The sequence below is a fragment of the Sphingomonas sp. Root241 genome (genome assembly GCF_001428865.1).
GTDB lineage: Bacteria > Pseudomonadota > Alphaproteobacteria > Sphingomonadales > Sphingomonadaceae > Sphingomonas.
This window is the reverse complement of the sequence record NZ_LMIV01000004.1, coordinates 1-20768: the sequence shown is the minus strand read 5'-3', so window position 1 is coordinate 20768 and position 20768 is coordinate 1. Positions and strand designations below refer to the sequence as shown.

24 protein-coding genes are annotated in these 20768 nt (G+C 64.4%); all 24 read right to left on the bottom strand.

Annotated features, from left to right (window positions below; all coding sequences use genetic code 11):
- Positions 1-5 precede the first annotated feature (5 nt).
- On the bottom strand, positions 6-746 hold the full coding sequence (locus tag ASE13_RS17345) for a sigma-70 family RNA polymerase sigma factor (RefSeq protein ID WP_056619145.1): 741 nt from the start codon (positions 744-746) through the stop codon (positions 6-8).
- Entirely contained in the window at positions 743-1465 is a 723-nt protein-coding gene (fliP, locus tag ASE13_RS17340) for a flagellar type III secretion system pore protein FliP (protein ID WP_056619142.1), read from the bottom strand. The genes ASE13_RS17345 and fliP overlap by 4 nt, the downstream gene beginning before the upstream one ends.
- Positions 1462-1872 carry a hypothetical protein gene (locus ASE13_RS17335; RefSeq protein WP_162254711.1) on the bottom strand — a complete coding sequence of 137 codons (411 nt, stop codon included), beginning with the start codon at positions 1870-1872 and terminating at the stop codon, positions 1462-1464. The genes fliP and ASE13_RS17335 overlap by 4 nt, the downstream gene beginning before the upstream one ends.
- Entirely contained in the window at positions 1869-2174 is a 306-nt protein-coding gene (locus ASE13_RS17330) for a FliM/FliN family flagellar motor switch protein (RefSeq protein WP_082596999.1), read from the bottom strand. Before ASE13_RS17330 ends, ASE13_RS17335 begins: the two co-directional genes overlap by 4 nt.
- On the bottom strand, positions 2171-2953 hold the full coding sequence (locus ASE13_RS17325) for a flagellar motor switch protein FliM (RefSeq protein WP_056619136.1): 783 nt from the start codon (positions 2951-2953) through the stop codon (positions 2171-2173). The genes ASE13_RS17330 and ASE13_RS17325 overlap by 4 nt, the downstream gene beginning before the upstream one ends.
- Positions 2950-4131: a flagellar hook-basal body complex protein gene (locus ASE13_RS17320; protein WP_056619133.1), complete on the bottom strand. Its 1182-nt coding sequence runs from the start codon at positions 4129-4131 to the stop codon at positions 2950-2952. The genes ASE13_RS17325 and ASE13_RS17320 overlap by 4 nt, the downstream gene beginning before the upstream one ends.
- 11 nt (positions 4132-4142) lie before the next feature.
- Positions 4143-4580, bottom strand: coding sequence for a flagellar hook assembly protein FlgD (locus ASE13_RS17315; protein ID WP_056619132.1), 438 nt, complete (start codon positions 4578-4580; stop codon positions 4143-4145).
- Entirely contained in the window at positions 4577-5398 is an 822-nt protein-coding gene (locus ASE13_RS19975) for a hypothetical protein (protein WP_156404967.1), read from the bottom strand. The genes ASE13_RS17315 and ASE13_RS19975 overlap by 4 nt, the downstream gene beginning before the upstream one ends.
- Positions 5395-5817 (bottom strand): hypothetical protein, encoded by a 423-nt coding sequence (locus tag ASE13_RS17305; RefSeq protein WP_156404966.1) that lies wholly within the window; start codon positions 5815-5817, stop codon positions 5395-5397. The genes ASE13_RS19975 and ASE13_RS17305 overlap by 4 nt, the downstream gene beginning before the upstream one ends.
- A gap of 20 nt (positions 5818-5837) precedes the next feature.
- Entirely contained in the window at positions 5838-7157 is a 1320-nt protein-coding gene (locus ASE13_RS17300) for a FliI/YscN family ATPase (protein WP_056619123.1), read from the bottom strand.
- On the bottom strand, positions 7154-7828 hold the full coding sequence (locus ASE13_RS17295; protein ID WP_156404965.1) for a hypothetical protein: 675 nt from the start codon (positions 7826-7828) through the stop codon (positions 7154-7156). Before ASE13_RS17295 ends, ASE13_RS17300 begins: the two co-directional genes overlap by 4 nt.
- On the bottom strand, positions 7825-8181 hold the full coding sequence (locus tag ASE13_RS17290; protein ID WP_056619116.1) for a hypothetical protein: 357 nt from the start codon (positions 8179-8181) through the stop codon (positions 7825-7827). The genes ASE13_RS17295 and ASE13_RS17290 overlap by 4 nt, the downstream gene beginning before the upstream one ends.
- The gene (gene fliF / locus ASE13_RS17285) at positions 8168-9439 is read right to left on the bottom strand and encodes a flagellar basal-body MS-ring/collar protein FliF (RefSeq protein WP_082596997.1); all 1272 of its coding nucleotides are present in this window, start codon (positions 9437-9439) and stop codon (positions 8168-8170) included. The genes ASE13_RS17290 and fliF overlap by 14 nt, the downstream gene beginning before the upstream one ends.
- A complete protein-coding gene (locus ASE13_RS17280; protein ID WP_056619110.1) occupies positions 9436-9753 on the bottom strand; it encodes a flagellar hook-basal body complex protein FliE in 318 nt (105 codons plus the stop codon). Before ASE13_RS17280 ends, fliF begins: the two co-directional genes overlap by 4 nt.
- Positions 9750-10178: a flagellar basal body rod protein FlgC gene (gene flgC / locus ASE13_RS17275; protein WP_056619108.1), complete on the bottom strand. Its 429-nt coding sequence runs from the start codon at positions 10176-10178 to the stop codon at positions 9750-9752. Before flgC ends, ASE13_RS17280 begins: the two co-directional genes overlap by 4 nt.
- A gap of 4 nt (positions 10179-10182) precedes the next feature.
- Positions 10183-10527: a flagellar basal body rod protein FlgB gene (locus ASE13_RS17270; protein ID WP_056619105.1), complete on the bottom strand. Its 345-nt coding sequence runs from the start codon at positions 10525-10527 to the stop codon at positions 10183-10185.
- 9 nt (positions 10528-10536) lie between these two features.
- Positions 10537-11610 carry a flagellar basal body P-ring protein FlgI gene (gene flgI / locus ASE13_RS17265; RefSeq protein ID WP_082597068.1) on the bottom strand — a complete coding sequence of 358 codons (1074 nt, stop codon included), beginning with the start codon at positions 11608-11610 and terminating at the stop codon, positions 10537-10539.
- A 50-nt stretch (positions 11611-11660) separates the two neighbouring features.
- Positions 11661-12236, bottom strand: a complete 576-nt coding sequence (locus tag ASE13_RS17260) for a flagellar basal body L-ring protein FlgH (protein ID WP_056619102.1) — start codon at positions 12234-12236, stop codon at positions 11661-11663.
- Positions 12233-12640, bottom strand: coding sequence for a hypothetical protein (locus tag ASE13_RS17255; RefSeq protein ID WP_056619100.1), 408 nt, complete (start codon positions 12638-12640; stop codon positions 12233-12235). Before ASE13_RS17255 ends, ASE13_RS17260 begins: the two co-directional genes overlap by 4 nt.
- A gap of 2 nt (positions 12641-12642) precedes the next feature.
- Positions 12643-13413, bottom strand: coding sequence for a flagellar hook-basal body protein (locus ASE13_RS17250; RefSeq protein WP_056619097.1), 771 nt, complete (start codon positions 13411-13413; stop codon positions 12643-12645).
- Complete coding sequence (locus ASE13_RS17245; RefSeq protein WP_082596994.1) at positions 13410-14111, bottom strand: flagellar hook-basal body protein; 702 nt, start codon at positions 14109-14111, stop codon at positions 13410-13412. The genes ASE13_RS17250 and ASE13_RS17245 overlap by 4 nt, the downstream gene beginning before the upstream one ends.
- A gap of 397 nt (positions 14112-14508) precedes the next feature.
- Complete coding sequence (locus tag ASE13_RS19970; RefSeq protein ID WP_156404964.1) at positions 14509-14907, bottom strand: hypothetical protein; 399 nt, start codon at positions 14905-14907, stop codon at positions 14509-14511.
- Positions 14908-18353: 3446 nt separating this feature from the next.
- Positions 18354-18920 (bottom strand): hypothetical protein, encoded by a 567-nt coding sequence (locus tag ASE13_RS17235; RefSeq protein ID WP_056619087.1) that lies wholly within the window; start codon positions 18918-18920, stop codon positions 18354-18356.
- A 12-nt stretch (positions 18921-18932) separates the two neighbouring features.
- Positions 18933-20768: hypothetical protein (locus ASE13_RS17230; protein ID WP_414885468.1), on the bottom strand; the 1836-nt coding region annotated here is incomplete at its 5' end.

Below are 20768 nucleotides of genomic sequence, written 5' to 3'. Positions count from 1 at the left end.
TCGTCCTATCGTCTTTGTCCCAGGCGCTTCTGCAACGTCGCCAGCGCCTTGGCGTGGAGTTGCGAAACACGTCCCCTCGATACGCCGAGCATCTCGGCGATCGTCGCGAAACTAACACCGTTTTCGTAATGCTGGCGAATGATCACGGCCTCGCGCTCCGGTAGCTGCGATATTTGTTGTGCGAGCCGCGCCTGCAGTTCGCGCCAGGCGAGCGTCTCATACGCGCCGGGACGGTGGTCACGCCCGTCTTCACTCTCGACGAGATGCGTCTCGGCGAGGACGAGCCCGAGCGCAAGCCCGCTCACGAGCGCGGCAAGTGCGTGAAGGGGATCGTCTTCCTGCCCGGCGGCGGCAACGAGCGACCGGCCGCGCTCTGCCTCGAGCCGCCTGCGATAGCTATATTGCGCGTCGACTTCGTTCATCCTGGAGGCGCCGTCGAAGATGCTTCCCAGGATCCGTCGCCGCGCGAACGCCGGGAAGGGAATGCCGCGCAGCGGATCGAAGCGATCGATCGCGACGAGGAGGCCTTCATAGGCGAACTGCTCCATGTCGGGGAGCTCGACTCCGTTGCGCGGGCGCGCCCGGAGCTGCCTTGCGGCGATCGTACGGGCGAGATCACGGTAGCGCGTGAAGATCTGCTCGCGGCAACGAAGTTCCTGTTCGTAGCGCAGGCGCCGCCACAGCGACGCCTCCACGCGCGGGGGCAGTAGCAAGAGATCGAGCCCCTTGCGTGCGGGCCGCTTCATCGAAAGCTGCCGAGAACGCCCTGCACGATCAGGCCCCAGCCGTCGATCAACACGAACATGAGTATCTTGATGGGGAGCGAGATCGTGGCCGGCGGAACCATCATCATGCCCAGCGCGAGCAGGATGCTCGCGACGACAAGATCGATCAGCAGGAAGGGCAGAAGGATGACGAAGCCGATGGTGAAGGCGACGCGCAGCTCGTTCAGCATGAAGGCGGGCGCGAGCTTCAGTATCTCGACTTGCTCGGGCTTGTCGGGAAGCGGCGTCTTCGCGATCGCATAGATCGCCTCGATGTCGGAATCGCGCGTCTGTGCCAGCATGAATTCGCGCAAGGGGCCGCTGCCGCGGGCCATCGCCTGCTCGACCGAAATCCGACCCGCCATCAGCGGCTCGAACGCACCGGTATTCACTGCGGAAAAGGTCGGCGACATGGTGAAGGCGGTGAGAAACAGCGCAAGGCTGACCAGCACCGGATTGGGCGGCGTCTCGGGCATGCCGAAAGCATGCCGCACCATCGAGAGCACCACGACGATCCGGATGAAGCTGGTCATGCTGATCAAGATCGCGGGCACGACCGCCAGCATGGTCAGGATCAACATCGTGCGCACCGCATCGGTGCCGATTCCGGGCAAACCGCCGCCGGGCAAGGCGGCGTGCGCCGCCGCGGGCGCGCACAGCATGCCGGCGAGTGCCAAGCTAGGCAGCGTTCGCAGTCTCATGCCGCGCCATCCTCAAGCGGGGCGTCCAGCAAGGCGGTGGTACGCACGATCTGCTGTTGCTGTGCGGAGGTCAGGATCAGATACTCCGTGTCATCGCAGCGCACCAGGCAGAGATCGGCGTGCTGGCTGACGCGACGGCTCTCGATAATCTGGATGCGGCGCATCGACGGGAGGTTGGTGAACACGCGGCGCAGGGCCTTCAGGTCGGGTCTCCCGCCTGAGCGCCGGATGAACAATGCGGCGAGCACGGCGAGCATCGTCCCCAACACCAACGCCATGACGATCCGCGTCAATGAGACCTCCACCCCGCCGCCGCCGCCGCCGAGCCGATGCGGGCTGCCGAGCGCGGGGGCCGCGCTATTCAGGAACCAGATGGCCGAGGCGGCCAGTCCAACACGCATCGTCACTCAGGCCATTGCACGATTTCGGAAATCCGGACTCCGAACCGGTCACCCACTGCAACCAGTTCGCCCCGCGCCACCGCGAGCTGATTGAGTCGCACCTCGACCGATTGGTTGAGCGGTGTGTCGAGCGTGACGATACTGTCCGGCCCTAGCGCCGCCAGTTCGGTGACTGTCATCCGGACGCCGCCGAGAAAGGCCTCGAGCTGCACCGGGACATTCTGGATGAGCTTGGTACTGACGCGCGGCGCTTCGTCGGCCTGTTCTGCCGGGGCGCCTTTACTCTGATCGATCACGAGATTGTTCATCCAACAAGAGCTTGAGTAAGTTGAAGTCCGAGATGCTCGCCGGTCCCGGCGACGGTGCAGGTGCCGCGCCCGGCGATGCGATATTCGATGGCCAGCGGCATCGTCCGGTCGACCAGGTGATCGAGCACGAGGACATCGCCGGGAGCCAACGCCTCGACTTCGGCCAGTGTCAGTTCGCAGCCGCCCAGCATGGCTGACAAACGGAGCTCCGCGCCTGCGAGCGCCGCTTGCGCCGTGGCGAGCGGCGGGAGTTCGGGAGCGGTGGGAAGGCAGGATCTGATGAGTCGCGCCAACAGCCACGGGGGCATAGCGATGGCGAGCTGAACGGCATCGCCTCGGGAGCCCAGTTCGCTGCGCACCACCATGTCCTCCGGAGCCGGCGCTTGCGGCGTCTCGCGCCATTGCACGCTGGACTCGAGGTCAAGCAGGGCCCGCACTCGCTTGCGCAGATCCTGAAGGCATTCCTCGCCGAGCTGTCGCAACAAGGCGAGATCTGCCGCGGTGCGATCGCCAATGTCTGATGCGACGCCCATGGCCCGCGCGCCGAGCGCGATCGTGCCGCCTGCGCCGATACCGACCGCCGCGCCCGTATCGCATCGATGCCAGGCGACGTCGCGCAGGTCCCGGCCGATCTCATTCGCCCGCCCAAACCTGCCGGCGCGAGGCTCCTCGCTCCTTGCAAACCAGTGGTTGGACCATATCGCGACCGTGCGCGTCAATGCGGCCTGAGCCTTGTCCGGGCTGGCATCCGCCGGCAGCCAGGTACGTGCCTCGATCATCCCTGACCGCGGATGCCGAAGAGCTGCTGGATCATGTCGTTGGAGACGCTGACGATCTGCGAGGCGGCCTGGAAACCGCGTTGAATCAGGATGAGATCGCCGAACTCCTGCGACAGATCGACATTGGAGGCCTCCAGCCGCTTCGATACGACCTTGCCGACCCGCGGGTCCTCGCTGTTGAGGAACTCGTGGCTGCCGCCACCGGTCTGGGCGAAGATTCCGCCAGTGCGCTGTTCCAGCGACTGGGGATCGCGGAAATCGGCGATCGCGATGGCACCGAGTTCCTGTTTCTGCGAATTGGAATAGCCGATTTCCAGCTTGCCCTTGCTGTTGACCGTCACGGTGGTGATCGTGCCAACCGCCTGTCCGTCGATCGATGCTGAACGCATGGTCGAGACCTCGCCCGACGAATAGGATGTCACTCCGCCGGAGAAGTCGAGCGAGACAGTGAAGGCAGCGGCCGCGTCGGTGAAGTCGAGCCTGGCTGTCGCTGGATCGACCGTGCTACCGATAAATTTTAGCGATTGGGTGCCGATCGTTACGTTCTTGTTGTCGGTCACGGTCACTTTCCACGCACCTGCGCCGGCGTCAGCATCCTTGGCGAAGGCGACCTTCCAAACATGCGCGCCGCCGCTGGCGTCGTAGACGGTGAGATCGCTTATCGCGAAGCTCGTCGCGGTCGACGAGAGATTGTCGGCAAACTTGATCGCCGTCGTCGCCTTGGGCGGATTGGTGCGCACTGCATCCACCGATAGGGCGACGGGATGATTGGATGAATCAAGCGCAGCGAGCCGATAATCGGTGCCCGACAGGATGATATAGCCATCCTTGTCGACTTCGAAGCTCCCGGTGCGGGCATAGAGAGTCTCGGTGCCATCGAGCAGCACGAGAAACCCGGTCCCGTCGACCGAGAGATCGAGGTCACGGTCGCTCTGCCGCAGCTCGCCTTGCTGGAAGCTGAGCCTGGAATCGGCGATCCCGACGCCGTTTCCGCCGTTCCGGTCGTTCGGAGTATAGGACAGGCCACCGCTGTCCTTCGCGCTGTAATAGTTCTGGAACGAGACCGTCGAGCTCTTGAATCCTGAGGTATTGAGATTGGTGACGTTGTTGCTCACCTGCTGAAGGCCCTTGGAATAGGCATTCAGGCCGCTGAGGCCGATATAAATGGCTCCGAACATGCCTATTCTCCCTATCTGACCTGGCTGATACTGCTGATCGCGATGTTATTGATCGTTCGCTGGTCGTCGGTCTGGATCGTCACCGTCGGCGATCCGTTCTGGAACGAGATGGCAGTGACCTTGCCGGAGATCGTCGCGGAGCCGGCCGGTACGTCGACGCGTTTCCCCAGCAGTCCGGTCGCCTGGCTCGTCCCTTGCGCGGACACGAGCTGCTCCAGACGATCGTTCATCGTCTGGCCCTGCTGGATCTGCGAGAACTGCGCGAGCTGCGAGACGAACTCGAAATTATCCATCGGCTTCAGCGGATCCTGATAGGTCAGCTGCGTCAGGATGATCTTGAGCAACGATTCGAAGCTCAAGCCGAAGGCGCTGGCCGCCTGATCCGAAGTGCTGGCGGTCTGCTGTGCGCTCTGGCCACTATTGTCGACGGCCTGGATCGCGGTGGTCATCGGATATTCTCCTGGGCCGAAGCCCGCGGCGTACGCCGGGCAGCGATGTGAATGTGGCCGGGCACAAGGCCGTGCCGCGAGAGCAGAGCGGCGATTTCGTCACGCAGACGCGTGCGCTCGTCGGCCGACAACGTGCCGGCAAGCGCCGCTACGCGAAGGCCGAGATCCGTTTCGCTGATGGCCACCCGCGTCGCGGCCTGCGCTGCACGGTTTGCAGCGGCCGCTAGCAGGCGCCGGCCCGGCGACGCGGTTTCCTGCACACCGTCGGAGGTCTCACCATTCTCGCTGGTGACAGACGGAGCGTTGGCAGGACTTGCGCTCGCCCTCTGCGGCGCCGTGCGAGCGACGCCGCCAGCACGTCCAGCAGGTGCCGATTGCGAAGGTTCTTCCCCAAGCTTTGCGGAGACATGCCGGTCCGACAGGATCAGCGAGCTGGAATCACCAAGCGCAGACGCTTCGAGCGGCGCCTCGCCGACGACGGATCCCCCCGCGGCCACCCCCTCTTGCGGTGGCGCGGTGACGTTCCCGGCATCGGGTGACGTAACAGCATCACCGAAAAAGCCGTGCTCGTTGAAGCGCTCGGCAGCACTGTTCGCTTCCTTTGCGGCCCCAAGATCAGGCAGGTCCGCAGCGAGCGGTTCGAACGGCGATCCGGGTGCCCCGGAACAAGGAACTTCGGCGCCTTCTCGCACCACCATCGGACGGTCTCCAGCGCCGAGAAGCCCGGCAAAGCCGGAATCGAGCGGAGCTTTTCGCGGCTCGACCGGCGAATCCGGCCGCAGCGGCGCCCCCCACGGGCCTGGCAGGGACTGGATCACCGGCGTCTCCAGCTGAGGGAGATGCGGTCCGCAGCCGTCTCCATGGCCTTTTCGTCACGCGCCCGTGCTTCGTATCGCCGGCTCTCAGCGAGCAAGGAGCCGGCCTGGCGGCAATGGGCGTCGCTCTGGCGCCAGGCCTGATCGCACGCTTGACGTTCCGCGGTGGCGGCGGTGGCAGTGTCGCCGGCCAGCACAACGCGTTCGTCGCTACGCTGGAACGCGGCGGCGAAGCCGGTCGATATCTCCGGCGAGAAGACCGAACCGGAAAGCTGCTGGTGCCATTGTTCAAGCGTGCCGTCGCGTTGGCTGATCGCCCGGTCCAGTGCCGCAAGTGTGTACGTCTCGTGCGCTGCAGCCTCGACTGCGGCAACCTGTGCCACGACACGCTGCATCAAGCGTAGTTCTTCGATGCGGATCAACGCGGAACTGGCGTGTCTGGTCATAGGGGGGCCTTCGACATTGCCGCGCGAAGGGCGCTGACGCTGTCGTCGAAGGCAGGGCTCTCATCCTGCCGCTGCTGGAGGAATCCGGCCAGCCGCTCCCGCATGGCGATCGCGCGATCGATCTCTGGACTGGCGCCCGGCTTGTACATGCCGCTCTCGATCAGAAGCCTTGCTTCTTCATAGGTACCGAGCATTGCGACCGCATTGCGCGCTGCGGCCGCATGTTGGGGCGACATCAATCGGGGCGCTTGCCGGCTGATGCTGCGCGGCACATCGATCGCCGGGAAGTGGCCTCGCTCGGCGAGCTTTCGGGACAGGACGATATGCCCGTCGAGCAACGACTTCATCACTTCGACGATCGGATCGTCGACATCGTCGGTCTCGCTGAGGACCGTCATCACCGCAGTGATCGCGCCGCCTGCGCGCACCGCGCCGCACCGCTCGACGAGCCGCGGCAGCGCGGCGAAGACGTTCGGCGTATAGGCACGCACCGTCGGCGGTTCGCCCGCGGCTAGGCCGATCTCGCGAAGGGCCATCGCGAGCCGCGTTACCGAGTCGATGACCAGCACGACATGCTCGCCCTGGTCGCGCCAATATTCGGCAAGTCCCAGCGCCGTGTTCACGCTGCGGACCCGCAGCGCTGCGCTTTCGTCCGATGTGGCAGCCACCAGCGTGAAGCGATCCGCATCGTCACGCCGGGACAGCTGATGCCATATCCCTTCGACTTCACGTCCGCGCTCGCCGACGAGACAGAGCACGCAGCGATCGCATTCGATCTGACCGGCAAGCTGTTCGAGCAGACTGGTCTTGCCGACGCCGCTTGCCGCGAAGATTCCTATGCGCTGCCCCATCGCCAAGGTCAGCAGGCCGTCGATTGCACGGATCCCGGCACTCGCGACGCGCGCCGGCGCCGTTCGATCGAGGGGACGCGGGACCGTGCCGCTCGGGGGAATGGTCGCCGCCGCCCGGATCGCCGGGCCATCATCGATCGGCCGCCCCAGCGCATCGATCGCGCGTCCCGCAAAGCCCGGGCCGACCCCGATTCTGTCTCCCAGTGGCAACCCATAGACGCGCGCGCGCGGCTGCACCGCCCCGTTCCGCTCGATGGGCACGAGGATCAGCCCGCTCTCGTCGGAGGAGGCGACTTCGGCGAGCATCGACGTCCCGTCGTCGTCATTTTCGATCCTGCAGATGTCGCCGACGGTGCAGGCGGGGCCCGATGCCTCGAAATAACCGGCGGCGACCTTGCGAATATGGCCATAGGGCCTCGCCAGGACTGCCGTTTCGATGCGGCCGACAAGCGGGTGCGCATTCATGTTGCATCGACTCCGCTCGCCATCTCGTCGAGCAGCCGGAGGATTTTCGACCAGTGTGCGCGGGCGTCGAGATCGATCTGCTCGAGCCGGCAGGCGATGCGAGAGGCTCCCGCCTCCAGCTCCGGATCGACCTCGATCGCAAGCGACGCACCGTCAGCGCAGAGCCGCCGCCCGAGTAGATCCAATGCGTCGCCGTCGGAGAAATCGTTCCGGCTGACATGGATGGCGACGACGCTCGCCCGTCGGATCTCGCGAAGCTGACGCGCTAGCATGCGCGTCACGCGCTCCTTGAGATCGTCGTGCGGCTCGAAGATCTTGCCGAGTGCGGCACCAGCGAGCGCCGCGGCGAGGCCGTCCCAATCCTCGAGACGCTTCTTCCAGTCGCCGATCGCGATGTCGATTCCCGCACCGAGCATGGAGACGCGTTCGGCCTCGCGATCCTCGGCCTCGCGCAATCCCTGGCTGCGCCCCTCTTCGCGCGCGATGCCCACGGCTTCGGTAGCCGCGGCCTCGACTTCGGCGAGCTTCTTCTCGAGCGACGCAAGCTGCGCGCGCAGGCGCTCGCATTCCTGATCGCGCGGATCGGGCATGGCTCCCACAGCGGGCGCGCCGATGCCGCCCCCGAACGCGCGAACCCGTTCTCCGGCGCCAGGCTTCAGAAGTGCGCTCATGCGGACCCGCGCCCTCGCCGGAGCATGGTTCCGAACGAATCCATCAGCGATGCGCCGGGCTGAGGCTTGCGCGCAGCTGCGGCCGATACAGATCCGATGTCGAGCAAGCGCCGCAGCGCTTCCTCAGCGGCTTGTGTCATAACGCCTGCGTCCCCTGCTCGCAGCGCCGCGATGCGCGCCTCGATATCGCTCGACCGGGCCGGCGCCTGCGCTACGCTCATAGGCTTGGCCAATTGCGCGAGACGCTCGCGTTCGCCGGACGACAGCCGTGCGAGAATCGCGCGACGATCGCGTGCCGGCATGGCGTTCAACTCTTCCAGCAGAAGCGGCAGCGCGTTCTCAGCGAGCAGCATCGGGCGCGTCCTCGGCGAGATTGAGCTGACGCCGCAGTTTTGCCGCGAACGCTTCCTGCTCGTTCGAGCCCAATCCCGATGCCCCTCGCCGGCGCGCGAACAGGACAAGCCCGAATGCCGCGATCAGCACCAGAGCGGCGGCGGCGATCCAGCCATATCCCGTCTGCGGATCGCGCATCGTCGACAGCGGCGGCGGCGCTTCGCGAAAGGGACCTGCATTCGCAACTGACGGCGGCGCCGGCGATGCGCCGACCGGCTCGACTGGCCCGACCTCGAAGCCGAGATCGTCACCCCGCAAGGGATCGAGCGCGACCGCGCGGCCAATGGCTTCCCGAGCAATTGCTTGGTCGTCGGCCCCGAGCGCCGCGGAAGTGACGAGCAGGACGCGCAGACGGAAATTTCGCGCCTGGCCTTCGCCACTCGGGGTCCAATCCGTGGAGGTCGCGGCGGTGCCCGTCTGCGCGCTCTCTGCGATCGGAAGCAGCAGCACCCGCACGGCGAATTTCTGGCCCGGCATCCGCTGCTCGACTGCGGCGCGCGCACGCGCAGTGTAATAGGCCTTGATCGCCTGCTGCTCGTCGACGACCGGATCGAGAGACTCGGCTGCCGGCGGCGCAACACTGATGACCCTACCCTGAGCGTCGAGCACGACGACCTTGGTCTCGGGAAGATCGGGAACCGCGGCCGCGACGAGCCTCTGGATTCCCGCAACGCGCGCGGAATCTGCAACCATGCCGGGGCGCAGCGCAAGCGTGACCGCGGCGCTCGGCTGGGTACGTTCGCCCCGGAACAATGCCCGCTCCGGCAGACCGAGATGGACCCGAGCGCTCTCCACGCCTTCCATCTGCATGATAGTGCGCACCAGCTCGCCCTGAAGCGCGCGCTGGTAATTGATCTTCTGGGCGAAGTTGGTGAGGCCCATGTCGGACTTGTTGAACAGTTCGAAGCCGATCTGTCCGCGCGCAGCTGCATCCGATCCGGATATGGCCAGCCGCGTCGCATCCGCGCGATCCGCCGGGACCATGATCGTCGCCCCGCCATCCCTCAGCTTGTAGTCGGCATCGCGCTTGTCGAGCTCAGCGACAACGGCACTGGCGTCGGCGGGACGCAAGTCCTGCGCGAGCACCACATAATCGGGGCGAAGGAACAGATAATAGGCCAGGGCCAGGAGCAGGACCACCGCCGCGAAGACGCCGCCGAACATGAGCAGTTGCCGGTTGACCCCGGCCCCTGTTCCGGCAGGAATCGCCTCACTCATAGCGGCATGTTCATCAGCTCGCGGTACCCTTCGACCAGGCGGGTGCGGACCTGCATCGCCAGCTCGACCGAGAGCCGCGCTTCTTCGAGCGCGATCGTCACCTGATGCACGGGCACCGAGTCATCCACCGCGAATTGCTGGACGAGCTTGTCGGCAGTCGCGATCTTCGAATCGACACCGCGCAATCCAGCCATGAGGATATCGCCAAAGCCGGTGCTCGCGACCGGCCCGGGCCGCGCCGATTCCGGACCGACGCGCAGCGCGAGCGGTGCCTCACCGTTGCCCACTGCGGCAATTGCCTCGATCCCGTTCACGACTGCTTGCCGAAGTCGAGCGCGCGCGCATACATTTGCTGCGCGAACGACATCGCCGTGAGATTGGCTTCATAGGCGCGCGACGTCTGGATCAGCAGCGTCATTTCCGCGGCGTGATCGATATCGGGATAGGTGACGAAACCTTGCGCATCCGCATCGGGATGGCCCGGCTCATGGACGCGGCGCACGCCACTCCCGACCTGTTCGACGCCGAGGACCGCGACCCCCTGCGGCCGCGCCGGCGCTTCGCCCGCGCCGAGCAGTCGGGCGAAGCGTACCTTGGGCCCCGAGAGGAGGCGGACGGCGCGATAGGGTTCGCCCGACGCGGTCCGGCTGGTGTTCATGTTGGCGAGGTTCTGCGCGATCACCTCGAGCCGTTGCCATTCGACATCCAGCCCGGTGCGGCTGATTTCGATTGCGTCCATCTGCTCAGTTCCCCCCTCGGACGACGGCCCTGCTGATCGCCATTTCGCGTCCCAGAATATCCAGAAGGGCGGCGTATCGCGTCGCCGTCTGCGAGGCAGTCGCGACCTCGAGATCCAACCGCATGCCACCGGTAATGCTCGATACCGAAGCTCTCTCGGTGCGCGGAGACACACCTGCGATCGCCTCGTCCCCCTGACGTGCGGCCGCTTGTAGGCGCGCCTCGAACGTCACCTGGATGGGCCGATATCCTGGCGTGTTCGCATTGGCGATATTCTCGGCCGTGGCCTGATAGCGGGCGTGAAGGCCGTCGAGCGCCTTGGCGATCAAAAGGGGAGAAATCGCGTCCATGGGTTTGACCTATTGCACGATGATCTCGGCGTGCAGCGCGCCTGCCGCCTTGATCGCCTGGAGGATACTGATCGTCCGGCGCGTGTCGACGCGCGCACGCGTCAGCGCCTGGACGAGGTCCGCGACCGAGGTGTTGGGGAAGCGGAAGCTCGCATCGGCCGAACCTTGTTCGACGTCGAGCTTGGTGTTGGTGACGACGAGACTGCGCACATCGCTGGCGAAGCCCGAGATGAAGCTCGGTTGCGAGGCTATGTTCTCGGCAGTCACCGTCACCTTGATGTCCCCTTGCGCGATCACGACGCTCGAAATCATCACGTCACGGCCTGCGACCACGGTGCCGGTCCGCTCATTGATCACGATGCGCGGCTGGAGATCGGGTTCGACGAGGATATTCTCGATGGTGGCGATGAAAGGGGCAACCTCGCCCGATCCGCCCGCGAAGCGTATCCGGACCTCGTCGGCGTTACGCGCCTTGGCGGCATTCGCGCCGAGCCGGCCGTTGATCTGCTCGGCGATGCGCTGCGCTGTCGAGAAACTGGGATTGGTGAGAAGAAAGGAAAGCTCGCCATCACCTGCAGCGACACGCGATTCAACCGCAGTCTCGATCGTCGCGCCCCCCGGGAGCACTGCGGTTGTCGGATAGTTGCGCTGCTGCTGGTTGAGCTCGCTTTCGAACCGGTACCCGCCCACGACCAGCTGACCCTGCGCCAGCGCATAGGTGCGCTGATCGGGCCCCAGCAGCGGAGTCATGATCAGCGTGCCGCCGGCGAGGCTACGCGCATCGCCAACCGAAGATACCGTGACATCGATATGGTCACCGACATTCGCGGATGGGGGCAGCACGGCGGTTACCATCACCACCGCGACGTTGCGGCTGCTGATCTGGTCGTCGGCGACATTCGTGCCCAACCGACTGAGGATATTGCGCATCGCCTGACGCGTCACGCCGCTGCGACGCGTGTCGCCCGAGCCGGAAAGTCCCGTCACCAGACCGTAGCCGACGAGCGCATTGTCGCGCCATCCGCCAAAGCGGCCGAGTCCCTTTAGCGGCACCTGTTGGGCGAGCGCCTCGGGGGATGCCACGGCCAACAGCCCGAACGCGATCGCACAAACGCCCAGACTACGAAACCGCCTCACAGCAGCCCCAGCAGGTTGAACAGCCGCGTGATCAGCCCGGGCTTCGCACCGCGCGAGACGAAGCCCTTTCCGTCATAGTCGATCTGGGCATCGGCGATGCGGCTCGACAGCACGCTGTTGTCGCTCGCGATGTCCGAGGGGCGGATGCGCCCACGCACACCGATGGTCGTGTTCTCGCCATTGACGTGAAGCTGCTGGCGGCCGACGATCCGGTAGTCGCCATTGGGCAGCACTTCCTCGATCGTAGCGCTCAACTGTGCGACCAGCTTCTCGCTTCTGCGCATCTCACCGCGGCCGGTGAAACCTCCGCCGAAATTCAGCTGGCCGCTCTCGTCCACGCCTCCCGCACGCAGGCCTCCGCCGAAATCGGTCGAACGGCGGCTCGACGACTGGGTGGTGTTGGACGCCTCGGCGCTTTGCAGAACCACCACCGTGATCGCATCGCCAATTGCGGCTGCGCGGCGATCCGATGCCATCGCCGACCAGTTGCCTCCCTGATAGAGGTCCTGCGCGGCGGCCGGCAGCGCCACGCCGGCCAGAACGAAGCTGCAGAGGATCGGAACCGACTTCATTCCGTGGCTCCGGACGCAAGCCGCAGGGTCACGGCAAAGGTCGCGCCATTTGCATCCTGCACGAAGATGCGTTCTCCCGAACGGCCGGCCTGCAGTGCAGTCACTCCCCGCTCGATGACGACGGGCCCGGCCGTGGAGCGCAGCGTGAGGCGCGCGCCCTTCGCGATGCGCCCCGAAGGCGGATGCGGAAGCCGTCCGAGATATTCACCCTCAGGAACCGCCGCGACAAGCAGCGCCACCTGCGCGCTCTTGTCATACCGCAAGCCTGCGGCGGCGCGACCGGGTTCGCAGGCGACGGACACGACATTCTCCGCGGCGACGGGAGTGCCGGCGGGAAGTGCCCGGGCCGCTTCGAAGCAGCCGCGATCCTCCGGTAAGGCCAGTATCAGGAGGAACGAAAGCATGATCAACGACGCAGGCCGTTCGCAATGCCCATCAACTGATCGGCGGCCTGGACGATCTGGGCGTTGGCCGCGTAGGCGCGCTGCACCATCATGAGCCGAACCATTTCGTCGGTGAGCGCGACGTTCGAACGCTCGATCGCGCCCTGCACGAGCAGTCCGGCGCCATCCTCTCCGGGCTGCGCCTCGATCAGCTGGGTATCGTCACCCATGCGATAGAGTCCGCCATCCAGGCGCGACACCGAGGCGGGATTATCGACCCGCACGAGCTGGACCTGGCCGAGTTCGACCGGCTCGACCGTGTCCGGAACAGTTGCACGGACAATGCCGTCCGAACCGATCTCGATCGCCGTCGCATCATGCGGAACGGTGATCGCGGCGCGGAATGCCAGCCCCTTGTCGGTTGCGAGCAGCCCGTCGTCATTGATCTTGAGTGCGCCGCCGCGCCACAGCAACGTCTGCCCCGCGGGGCCCATCAGCTCGAGGAACCCGGCGCCCTGGATGGCGAGATCCATGCTGCGGCCGGTGCGCTCGAGTTCGCCTTGCTCGTTGAGCATGAACTGCGAGTCGAGCATCACACCGGCCAGCGTCTGCGGATCGGAGGCCGGCGCCGAGGCCGCATCGCCCTCGGCACGACGCACCACCACGTCAGCATAGCGAATTTCCGAGCGCTTGAAGCCGGGCGTGTTCACATTGGCGATGTTGTTGGCGAGCGCCTCGAGCGCCTGCTGCTGCGTCTGGAGCCCGACCGCACCGACATGGAAAGCGTCGCTCATCGTGCCCCTCCCAGCGTGGTGAGGGCGCGGCCCATCAGCTCGTCATAGACCTGCACGAGCCGCGCGCCGCTTTCCGCCTGGCGCATCGCCGCCATCATCGTCACCATCTCATCGCCCATCGCGACGTTCGAGCTCTCGAGCATTCCCTGGCGGATCGAGGGATCGGCGACTTCTTCCATCGTGCCGCCGGCGGCGAAGTGCGATTCACCCAGCGCAGTCAGCGTCGCGCCCGCCGCCGGCGCGCTCAGCCCGATCCGCGCGACCGGCCGGCCGTCATCCAGGACCGCGCCGTCATCGAGGATCGTGACCGCGGCATTGTCGAGCACGAGGTCGCCCCCGCCCGCCTGCTGCAGCACATAGCCTTGCGACGAGACGACGGCCCCGTTCTCCGCCAGCTGGAACTGGCCCTGCCGCGTGTAGAGCAACTGATCGCCCGCGCGGACCTGAAAGAAGCCGTCGCCATTCACCGCCAGATCGAGCGGGTTCTTGCTGGAGATCAGCTTGCCCTGCATGAAGTCCTTGCGCTCGACAATATCGGGAACAGTATCGCCCACGCGCGCGGACGCGAGAATCTGAGAAAAACCGCTGCTTCGCTTGTATCCGGGCGTAGATACATTCGCGACATTGCGCGCAGCAACTTCGAGACGCTTTTCGGACGCACCCAAAATTGCTGTCGCAGACTCGATGAGTCCCGACATCAACTTTCCCCCAACCCAACTCCACAATGAGACATGGTTCGGCAGAAGTCGTCAAGCATCTAAATTGCACGCTTGGTCGCACTTCTGTGGAAGAATGGTCCGATCCGGCGAGCATCGTCGGCGGCACACGGGTCGAAGTGTTCCGAAGCACCATGTCCTGAATCGCCACGCCGCCCCGATTGACGTGCTCACCGGCACCGGCTGTAGGATTTCGCAGGCTTAACTTCGCACTTTTCCCGCGGATTCACTCATGAAGTTGCGCGGTAGGGGAATATCCTTGCGCGTGGGTCAGAGTCGTTACGACGGACTCAAGGAGCGGGCAGCAGCGCGCGGCCAAGCGCGCTTGCAGCAGGTGAAATCTACATTGCAAGGGCTCTCGCCGCTACCGCCTCAGCGGTTACAAATCTCTGACTTTCGCGCCCCAATCCCACTCATTGTAGGTGTACATAAAGCCGGAATAATCGTTACTTTCGCAATTTCCGTTGATCACTACCGCGCCGTTGAGCCTTATGCCCGAGAAACCTTCGAGGTCGCTCTGCTCGGGAAAAATGCACTGCAGATGATATTTGTAGCGGCCTGCAATCGCAGTATCTGACGCTAATACGCGGGTTTCGCCATCAAGTATTTCAAACCCTTCCTGCTCTGACGAGGAAATGCGACATTCAGTAGATTCCCCGTCAAGTGCGACCTTTAATCTGAGCTTGATATTTCGGCGCAACTGCTGGCCTAGCCTTTCGACGGTAGGCTGAAGAAAATCAGATGCAATAACTTCGCCTATATCATTTGCGGTCACCATGTCAGTTTCTCGCTCTCAGCCGAATGTCGGTAATAGGAATGTTCCCAAAATACTCTCGATAATATGCCCCAGCGGGAGATTTGGCTGCGTTTAGCGTGATGTCATAGCCACTTACAACTGGCCTCAAGCCGTGCTGGTTTGCTGTCGCCGTCATATCGATAATGCCTGCATCGAGCCGGCGTGATCCTGGGTAAGCGAATAGGCGAGGCGCTCCATCGCTGCCCATAATTAGCGGAGAAGCCGCATCGCCACGGTGCATCCAGATAAAGCTAGGTACGCGCTCACCTCCTGCGATTGCAGCAGGTTGCAACTCAACCGCATATCCACTTCCGGTGCGAGCCAATCTCACATCCGCCAGCGAAAGGTAGCGATTGAAAAGCGCCTCAGATTTTGTCCAATCCCCCCCGGAATTGCGTAGTGCTCGCTGACCCAAAGCCGCGGCTGTGTCATTGATCGCGCCCAAATCCGAGCTCCAAGCGATGTGCCTCGCCGATGCACCTTCTGCGGCATCAACGAATGGAACGATACTTTTAGCCGCTGGCGCCACTCGAGCGGTAAGTTTCGATCCGCTCGCAAATGCTTGCAGGCCGCGCTGCACAATGGCTAATCCCGCGCCCGGCAGCCTAGCAGCGGGATGAAATTCCTGAGCTATCATTCCGATCTGGGGATCGCCCAGCGGTGAATCGGCGATGGCTGTCAGTACCGGCGTAAGCGCTCTGAGGAAACGCTGGCCGATGTAGCGCTGGTATGCGGAATCCGGGCCGAGGGTCTGGTTGTAGAGATTCCCATAATAGTTTTGGTTCGTCGTCACGATGTGCGAGACGATCGCGTCTGCCCCGGAACCGGCCTGGCTGATCGACATGGTCAAACGATCGACCAGGTGGTCGCCGCCACTCCACTGCCACAGTGCCGACAGGCCATCGCCGATGCTGCCCGCCAGCCGATCGAGCCAGGAGGGCCTCTGCGCCGTAACCACGATCTCTCCGGTGAGGGCGCGAGGATCGTTGGGTATTGCGTCCGTACGGACGTTCCCGCTGGTACTCTGGACAGCCTGGGCGATTTCTATCCCGCCTCTCCGGCGGTGTCGTGCCATCGAAGTTTCCTTCGGCGATCCGATAACCGCGCCCGCAACGATCTCACCGACCGTCGTGCCGATCACGTCCGGCAGCGCGGCGAGGATATTGTCGCCGAAATCCGAGCCGTCGAGCAGGCTGCGCATGGCGCCGCCGGCGAGCGCGCCGGCAACACCGGAGGCCACTCGCCCGCCGAACCCACCGAAATTGGCCGCTCCGACCGCACCGCCGACGGCGCCGCCGACCGCAACGCCGACAAAGTTGAACTTGCTCTGCAATCCTGTGGCGACCGCGATCCCCTGCGTCGCGGCATTGCCGAGTGCACCGCGTGCGATGTCCTGCGCGACACCCAGAGCGCCGCTACCGCCGTTCAGGAATCCAACCCGGCCCAGCCCTCCACCAGCGCCGCCGGAAATTCCAGCCAGTGCAATCCCCTTCCAATCGAGGCCTCCCTTCTGGATCCCCGTCGCCATACCAAAGCCTTGGCTCGCAATGCTGCCAGCCATCCCGGCGACTGCGCCGCCAGCGATGGTGGCGGCTGTTCCCGCAAGTGCCGCGGCTCCCGCCGCCGTCGTCGGGACTGCTACGCCAGCTGCAGCAGCCGCCGCGGCCACACCTGCGGTTCCTGCAGGCGCGGTCGTCCCGAATGCGATCAGATTGGTAACCGGCACCCTGAGGATCGCGACGACCGCCACCGCCACCGCGACCATCAGGATCGCCCCAAACACNGGCGCGGTCGTCCCGAATGCGATCAGATTGGTAACCGGCACCCTGAGGATCGCGACGACCGCCACCGCCACCGCGACCATCAGGATCGCCCCAAACACCCCGCAGTTCTTGGCCTTCTTCTGCGGTTTCGGGGTGGTGGGGTTGAGGTTGCCCAGCGTTTCGGCGGGGTCGAAGGGTTTGAAGGTGGTGGCGGTGTTGGAATTGCGGGTGACGCCCTGCGGGATGGTGATCGCCTGACCCTGGACGAGGCTGGCGTCGCCGGCCATGCCGTTGGCCTCGGCGAGCAGGTACCACAGGCTGGCATCGCCCCAGATCTGCGCCGCCAGCTGCGACAGCGTCTCGCCGCCCTCGGCGCTGTAGCTGCCGCCGCCTGCTCCCTGGGCATAGCTGGTATAGGGGACATAGGCCTCGCCGAAGCGCGCGAAGCCGCCGCCATAGTTCTGGCCACCCCGGAACGGCCCGGTGCCCTGCGCGGTCTGGCGCGCCGCGATCGAGCCGGCATAGTCGCCGTCCTCGAGCGTGTCGTTGCCGATCGTGCCCAGCTGGCGCCCGTTGAAGCGGTACCAGAGCTGGTGCGGATCGCCGAGATTGGGATTGCTGTCGGCCTCGTCCTCGAGCGTGTCGTTGCCGATCGTGCCCAGCTGGCGCCCGTTGAAGCGGTACCAGAGCTGGTGCGGATCGCCGAGATTGGGATTGCTGTCGGCCTCGTCCCGGCGCAGCGCCTGGCCATAAGCATCGAGCGTGAAGGCGACGCTGCGCGGCCGGCCGTCGGCGATCGTCGCGCTCGCCACCTGCCCCGAGGCSGTGAGCCCGAAGTTGGTATTGTAGGTCGTCGAATTGTTCATGTCCGGGCGGTACTGGATCGAGGACTGCACCGCTCCGTCGAACCAGCTGTAACCATAAGTGGTCCGGGTATCGGGCACCGCCGAATCCGATCCCCCCTGCCAGGTATCGGCATCGATCGTCACCACCGCACCNCCGTCGAACCAGCTGTAACCATAAGTGGTCCGGGTATCGGGCACCGCCGAATCCGATCCCCCCTGCCAGGTATCGGCATCGATCGTCACCACCGCACCCAGCGCATAGCCCGTGCCGGCGCCGACCCCATAGCCGTAGGTCGTGTAGGTCGTGGTCGTCGTGGCGGACGTGCTGCCCGTGACGGTCTGACGCGCGGCGATCGTCTCGCTCGTCACCCGGCCCGCGGTGTCGTAGACGATGCCCGTGCGGCTATNCGTCGTGGCGGACGTGCTGCCCGTGACGGTCTGACGCGCGGCGATCGTCTCGCTCGTCACCCGGCCCGCGGTGTCGTAGACGATGCCCGTGCGGCTATTCTCCTCAGCACCGGTTGTAGGATTTCGTAGGCTTAACTTCGCACTTTTGCCCGCAGATTCACTCATAAAATTGCGCGGCAGGGAAATATCGTTGCGCGGACGTTCAGATCGTTACGACGGATGCAAAGAGCGGGGCAGCAGCGCGCAGCCTAGCGCTATTGCAGCAGGCAAAATCCTACATTGCAAGCCGCTCGATCGATACAAAAGACAGCTTCACACGAATCGTCATATGATACGCTGGGCGCGTCACGCTGCAGTGTGGGCGGAAATTAGGTATGGCGTCCCAAAATTGTCAATAATCCGAACCAAAAGACTAAGATAGCCATTGGCTAGAAAGGACGATTTGGTCCTCTAGCGACGCAAACTCTATATCCAAGCCTTCAAATGGGATACCAGATTTGCGCATCGCCAGTGCCTCAGCGCCGGCAAAGTGCCCCTGCTCTACCCGGACGAGAGATTTTTTCACCAATTTGTAGAGTCTATCTGCCCATTCAATGAACTCGGGTGACTTGCTCATGAGTTCATCATCTTCGTTCCAATACTTATCGACGCGATAAAATCGTCCAGCACGCAAGAAATTCTTAAAGAGAAAGAAACGGTCAAACTCGACGACGGGCTCATATGTTACATTGCAGGCGAAATCATCGTCACGGTACCCGGTCGGCTTAAACCGGATCTCGGCGAGATCGGTACGGCGCGCGATCAAACAGCCGAAGGGCTGTTTCTCAGGATCATCGATTATCGATGAGGTCAACTCCTCTCCATTCGTCGAGTGGGAGCGATCGGCAAGAAAGACGATATCGCCCGACGCGCGAATGGCATCCTCTAGCGCCTGCTGATCCGCGGGGCCGAGAAAAAAGCTGAACTGACGGCCTGCCATCTGCAATCGACCTTATTTGTTGTAGGGAACGAACACGGGATTGAGATCGGGCCGTGCCGTTCTGATATCGTTGATCGCCCTTGTTTCGCGGGCAACCGGATTGCCGGCCCCGGTCTGCCTGCCCACCTGATAGGACTCGACCACTCGACCGGCGCTGTCAATGGCGACCACATCGATGGAACGCGACCCCCTATCTCCATTCGGTGTCGCAATGCTGAACTCCGTACGGGCTTTGAGACCGCGGGCCGAGATATCCGCCACAATGACGCTTACCGTCGCGCGATGCTCCGGTCCCCCCAGCTTACCATAGGGGTTGGGAACGGACGTCGTCCGCCCCCCGGTCACGGTCAGACTATTCTGCCCAGTGAATGGCTGGATCGTGGCCCCCCTCAATGCCGCGCCGGATAGCAACAACCCGTCCGCCGAACTCCCAAGGCCATAGACAAGATCCTTGACCGCCGCGCTCGCACCTAACTCGTTCGCGACACCATAGCTGATCCCGGAGACGGTACCACCAGCCAGCCTGTCCATCTCCTGTGCAAACATACGGCCCTGCGGCGTCATGCCGCGATAGGGATCGAACATTTCAGCGTTGCGCTGTGCCGCATCGGGCACACGGTAGGTTAGCCACCCGCCGAGCCGCCCGAGCGTGGTGCCAAGGGATACCTTGTTCGCATCCGAGATGATGTTGTTGAGCTGCCTTCCTGCGTCATAGTTCGAACGGCCATTCAGCGGTTGCCCCATGCTGTCATAACCGGCTCCGGTCTCGCTCGATGACACAGCGCTGGGCCCCGCGGTAGCATGGAGGCGCAGCGTGCTCCGGCTGAAATCGCGACGTATGTATGTCTGGAGTGTCGGCCTGGTCGGTCCCTGCAGGAACACGTTGCCGGGACGATATCCGCGATCGAATAGCGAGCCTGCGATCGAGGAATCCTGAAGGCGCCGCAGGAAATCATAGCCTTCGGCGGTCATGCGATCCCTTTGGCCCACGACGACGATCTCTTCCTCGCCGAAGAGGTCGAGGCCGAGCACCCGCTTCAGCAATCCCAGGTCGAAGAGATCGTCTCCGTCGAGAGACGATGCCCCATATTCAGGTGCCGTGGATGCTCGCGACAGGCCCGCGAGACCTTGGCGCTGACTCCCTGCCATCACGCCTCGCGCCACCGCCCGGCCGATCGTTGCCCCGATGATATCGGGGAGTGCGGCCATGAGGTTGTCGCCGAAGTCGGAGCCTTCGATGAGGCTGCGCGCGGCGGCGCCGGCGAGGCCGCTCGCGGTGCCGCTCAGAGCGGCGTTGGTGTTGCTCCCAAGGCCGGCATGAATGCCGAATAGTCCACTCTTGCTGGCGAGTGCCTCGCCTGCCGCGGCGCTGATCCCGCCGACTACGCCAGCTACTGCGACACCGGCAAAGTCGAACTTACTCTGGAGGCCAACCGCGAGACCGAGGCCCTGGCTGACCAGGTTGCCGGTGATCGAGGAGGCCGCTCCGCCAAGCACCCCGGTGCCGCCCAGGAACTTGCCGACCTTGCCGAGCGTGCCGTTGATTTCGCCGGCCTTTGCCAACGCGCCAAACTGGCTGAGTCCTCCGGCTATGCCACCCGAGATGCCGGCGAGCGCCACGCCCTTCCAGTTGAACTTGTCCTGGATACCTGCCGCAAGCCCAAACCCCTGGCTTGCAATACTTCCCGCCGTCCCCGCGATGGCGCCGCCGGCAATGCCCGCGGCCACGCCTGCCGTGGCACCGGCCACCGGCGCGGTCGTCCCGAATGCGATCAGATTGGTAACCGGCACCCTGAGGATCGCGACGACCGCCACCGCCACCGCGACCATCAGGATCGCCCCAAACAC

Coding starts and splice junctions, on each gene's coding strand:
- ASE13_RS17345 (WP_056619145.1), bottom strand. CDS start 746: ATGAAGCGGCCCGCACGCAAGGGGCTCGATCTCTTGCTACTGCCCCCG.
- fliP (WP_056619142.1), bottom strand. CDS start 1,465: ATGAGACTGCGAACGCTGCCTAGCTTGGCACTCGCCGGCATGCTGTGC.
- ASE13_RS17330 (WP_082596999.1), bottom strand. CDS start 2,174: ATGAACAATCTCGTGATCGATCAGAGTAAAGGCGCCCCGGCAGAACAG.
- ASE13_RS17325 (WP_056619136.1), bottom strand. CDS start 2,953: ATGATCGAGGCACGTACCTGGCTGCCGGCGGATGCCAGCCCGGACAAG.
- ASE13_RS17320 (WP_056619133.1), bottom strand. CDS start 4,131: ATGTTCGGAGCCATTTATATCGGCCTCAGCGGCCTGAATGCCTATTCC.
- ASE13_RS17315 (WP_056619132.1), bottom strand. CDS start 4,580: ATGACCACCGCGATCCAGGCCGTCGACAATAGTGGCCAGAGCGCACAG.
- ASE13_RS17300 (WP_056619123.1), bottom strand. CDS start 7,157: ATGAATGCGCACCCGCTTGTCGGCCGCATCGAAACGGCAGTCCTGGCG.
- ASE13_RS17295 (WP_156404965.1), bottom strand. CDS start 7,828: ATGAGCGCACTTCTGAAGCCTGGCGCCGGAGAACGGGTTCGCGCGTTC.
- ASE13_RS17290 (WP_056619116.1), bottom strand. CDS start 8,181: ATGCTGCTCGCTGAGAACGCGCTGCCGCTTCTGCTGGAAGAGTTGAAC.
- fliF (WP_082596997.1), bottom strand. CDS start 9,439: ATGAGTGAGGCGATTCCTGCCGGAACAGGGGCCGGGGTCAACCGGCAA.
- flgC (WP_056619108.1), bottom strand. CDS start 10,178: ATGGACGCAATCGAAATCAGCCGCACCGGGCTGGATGTCGAATGGCAA.
- ASE13_RS17270 (WP_056619105.1), bottom strand. CDS start 10,527: ATGGACGCGATTTCTCCCCTTTTGATCGCCAAGGCGCTCGACGGCCTT.
- ASE13_RS17260 (WP_056619102.1), bottom strand. CDS start 12,236: ATGAAGTCGGTTCCGATCCTCTGCAGCTTCGTTCTGGCCGGCGTGGCG.
- ASE13_RS17255 (WP_056619100.1), bottom strand. CDS start 12,640: ATGCTTTCGTTCCTCCTGATACTGGCCTTACCGGAGGATCGCGGCTGC.
- ASE13_RS17250 (WP_056619097.1), bottom strand. CDS start 13,413: ATGAGCGACGCTTTCCATGTCGGTGCGGTCGGGCTCCAGACGCAGCAG.
- ASE13_RS17245 (WP_082596994.1), bottom strand. CDS start 14,111: ATGTCGGGACTCATCGAGTCTGCGACAGCAATTTTGGGTGCGTCCGAA.
- ASE13_RS19970 (WP_156404964.1), bottom strand. CDS start 14,907: ATGGTGACCGCAAATGATATAGGCGAAGTTATTGCATCTGATTTTCTT.
- ASE13_RS17235 (WP_056619087.1), bottom strand. CDS start 18,920: ATGGCAGGCCGTCAGTTCAGCTTTTTTCTCGGCCCCGCGGATCAGCAG.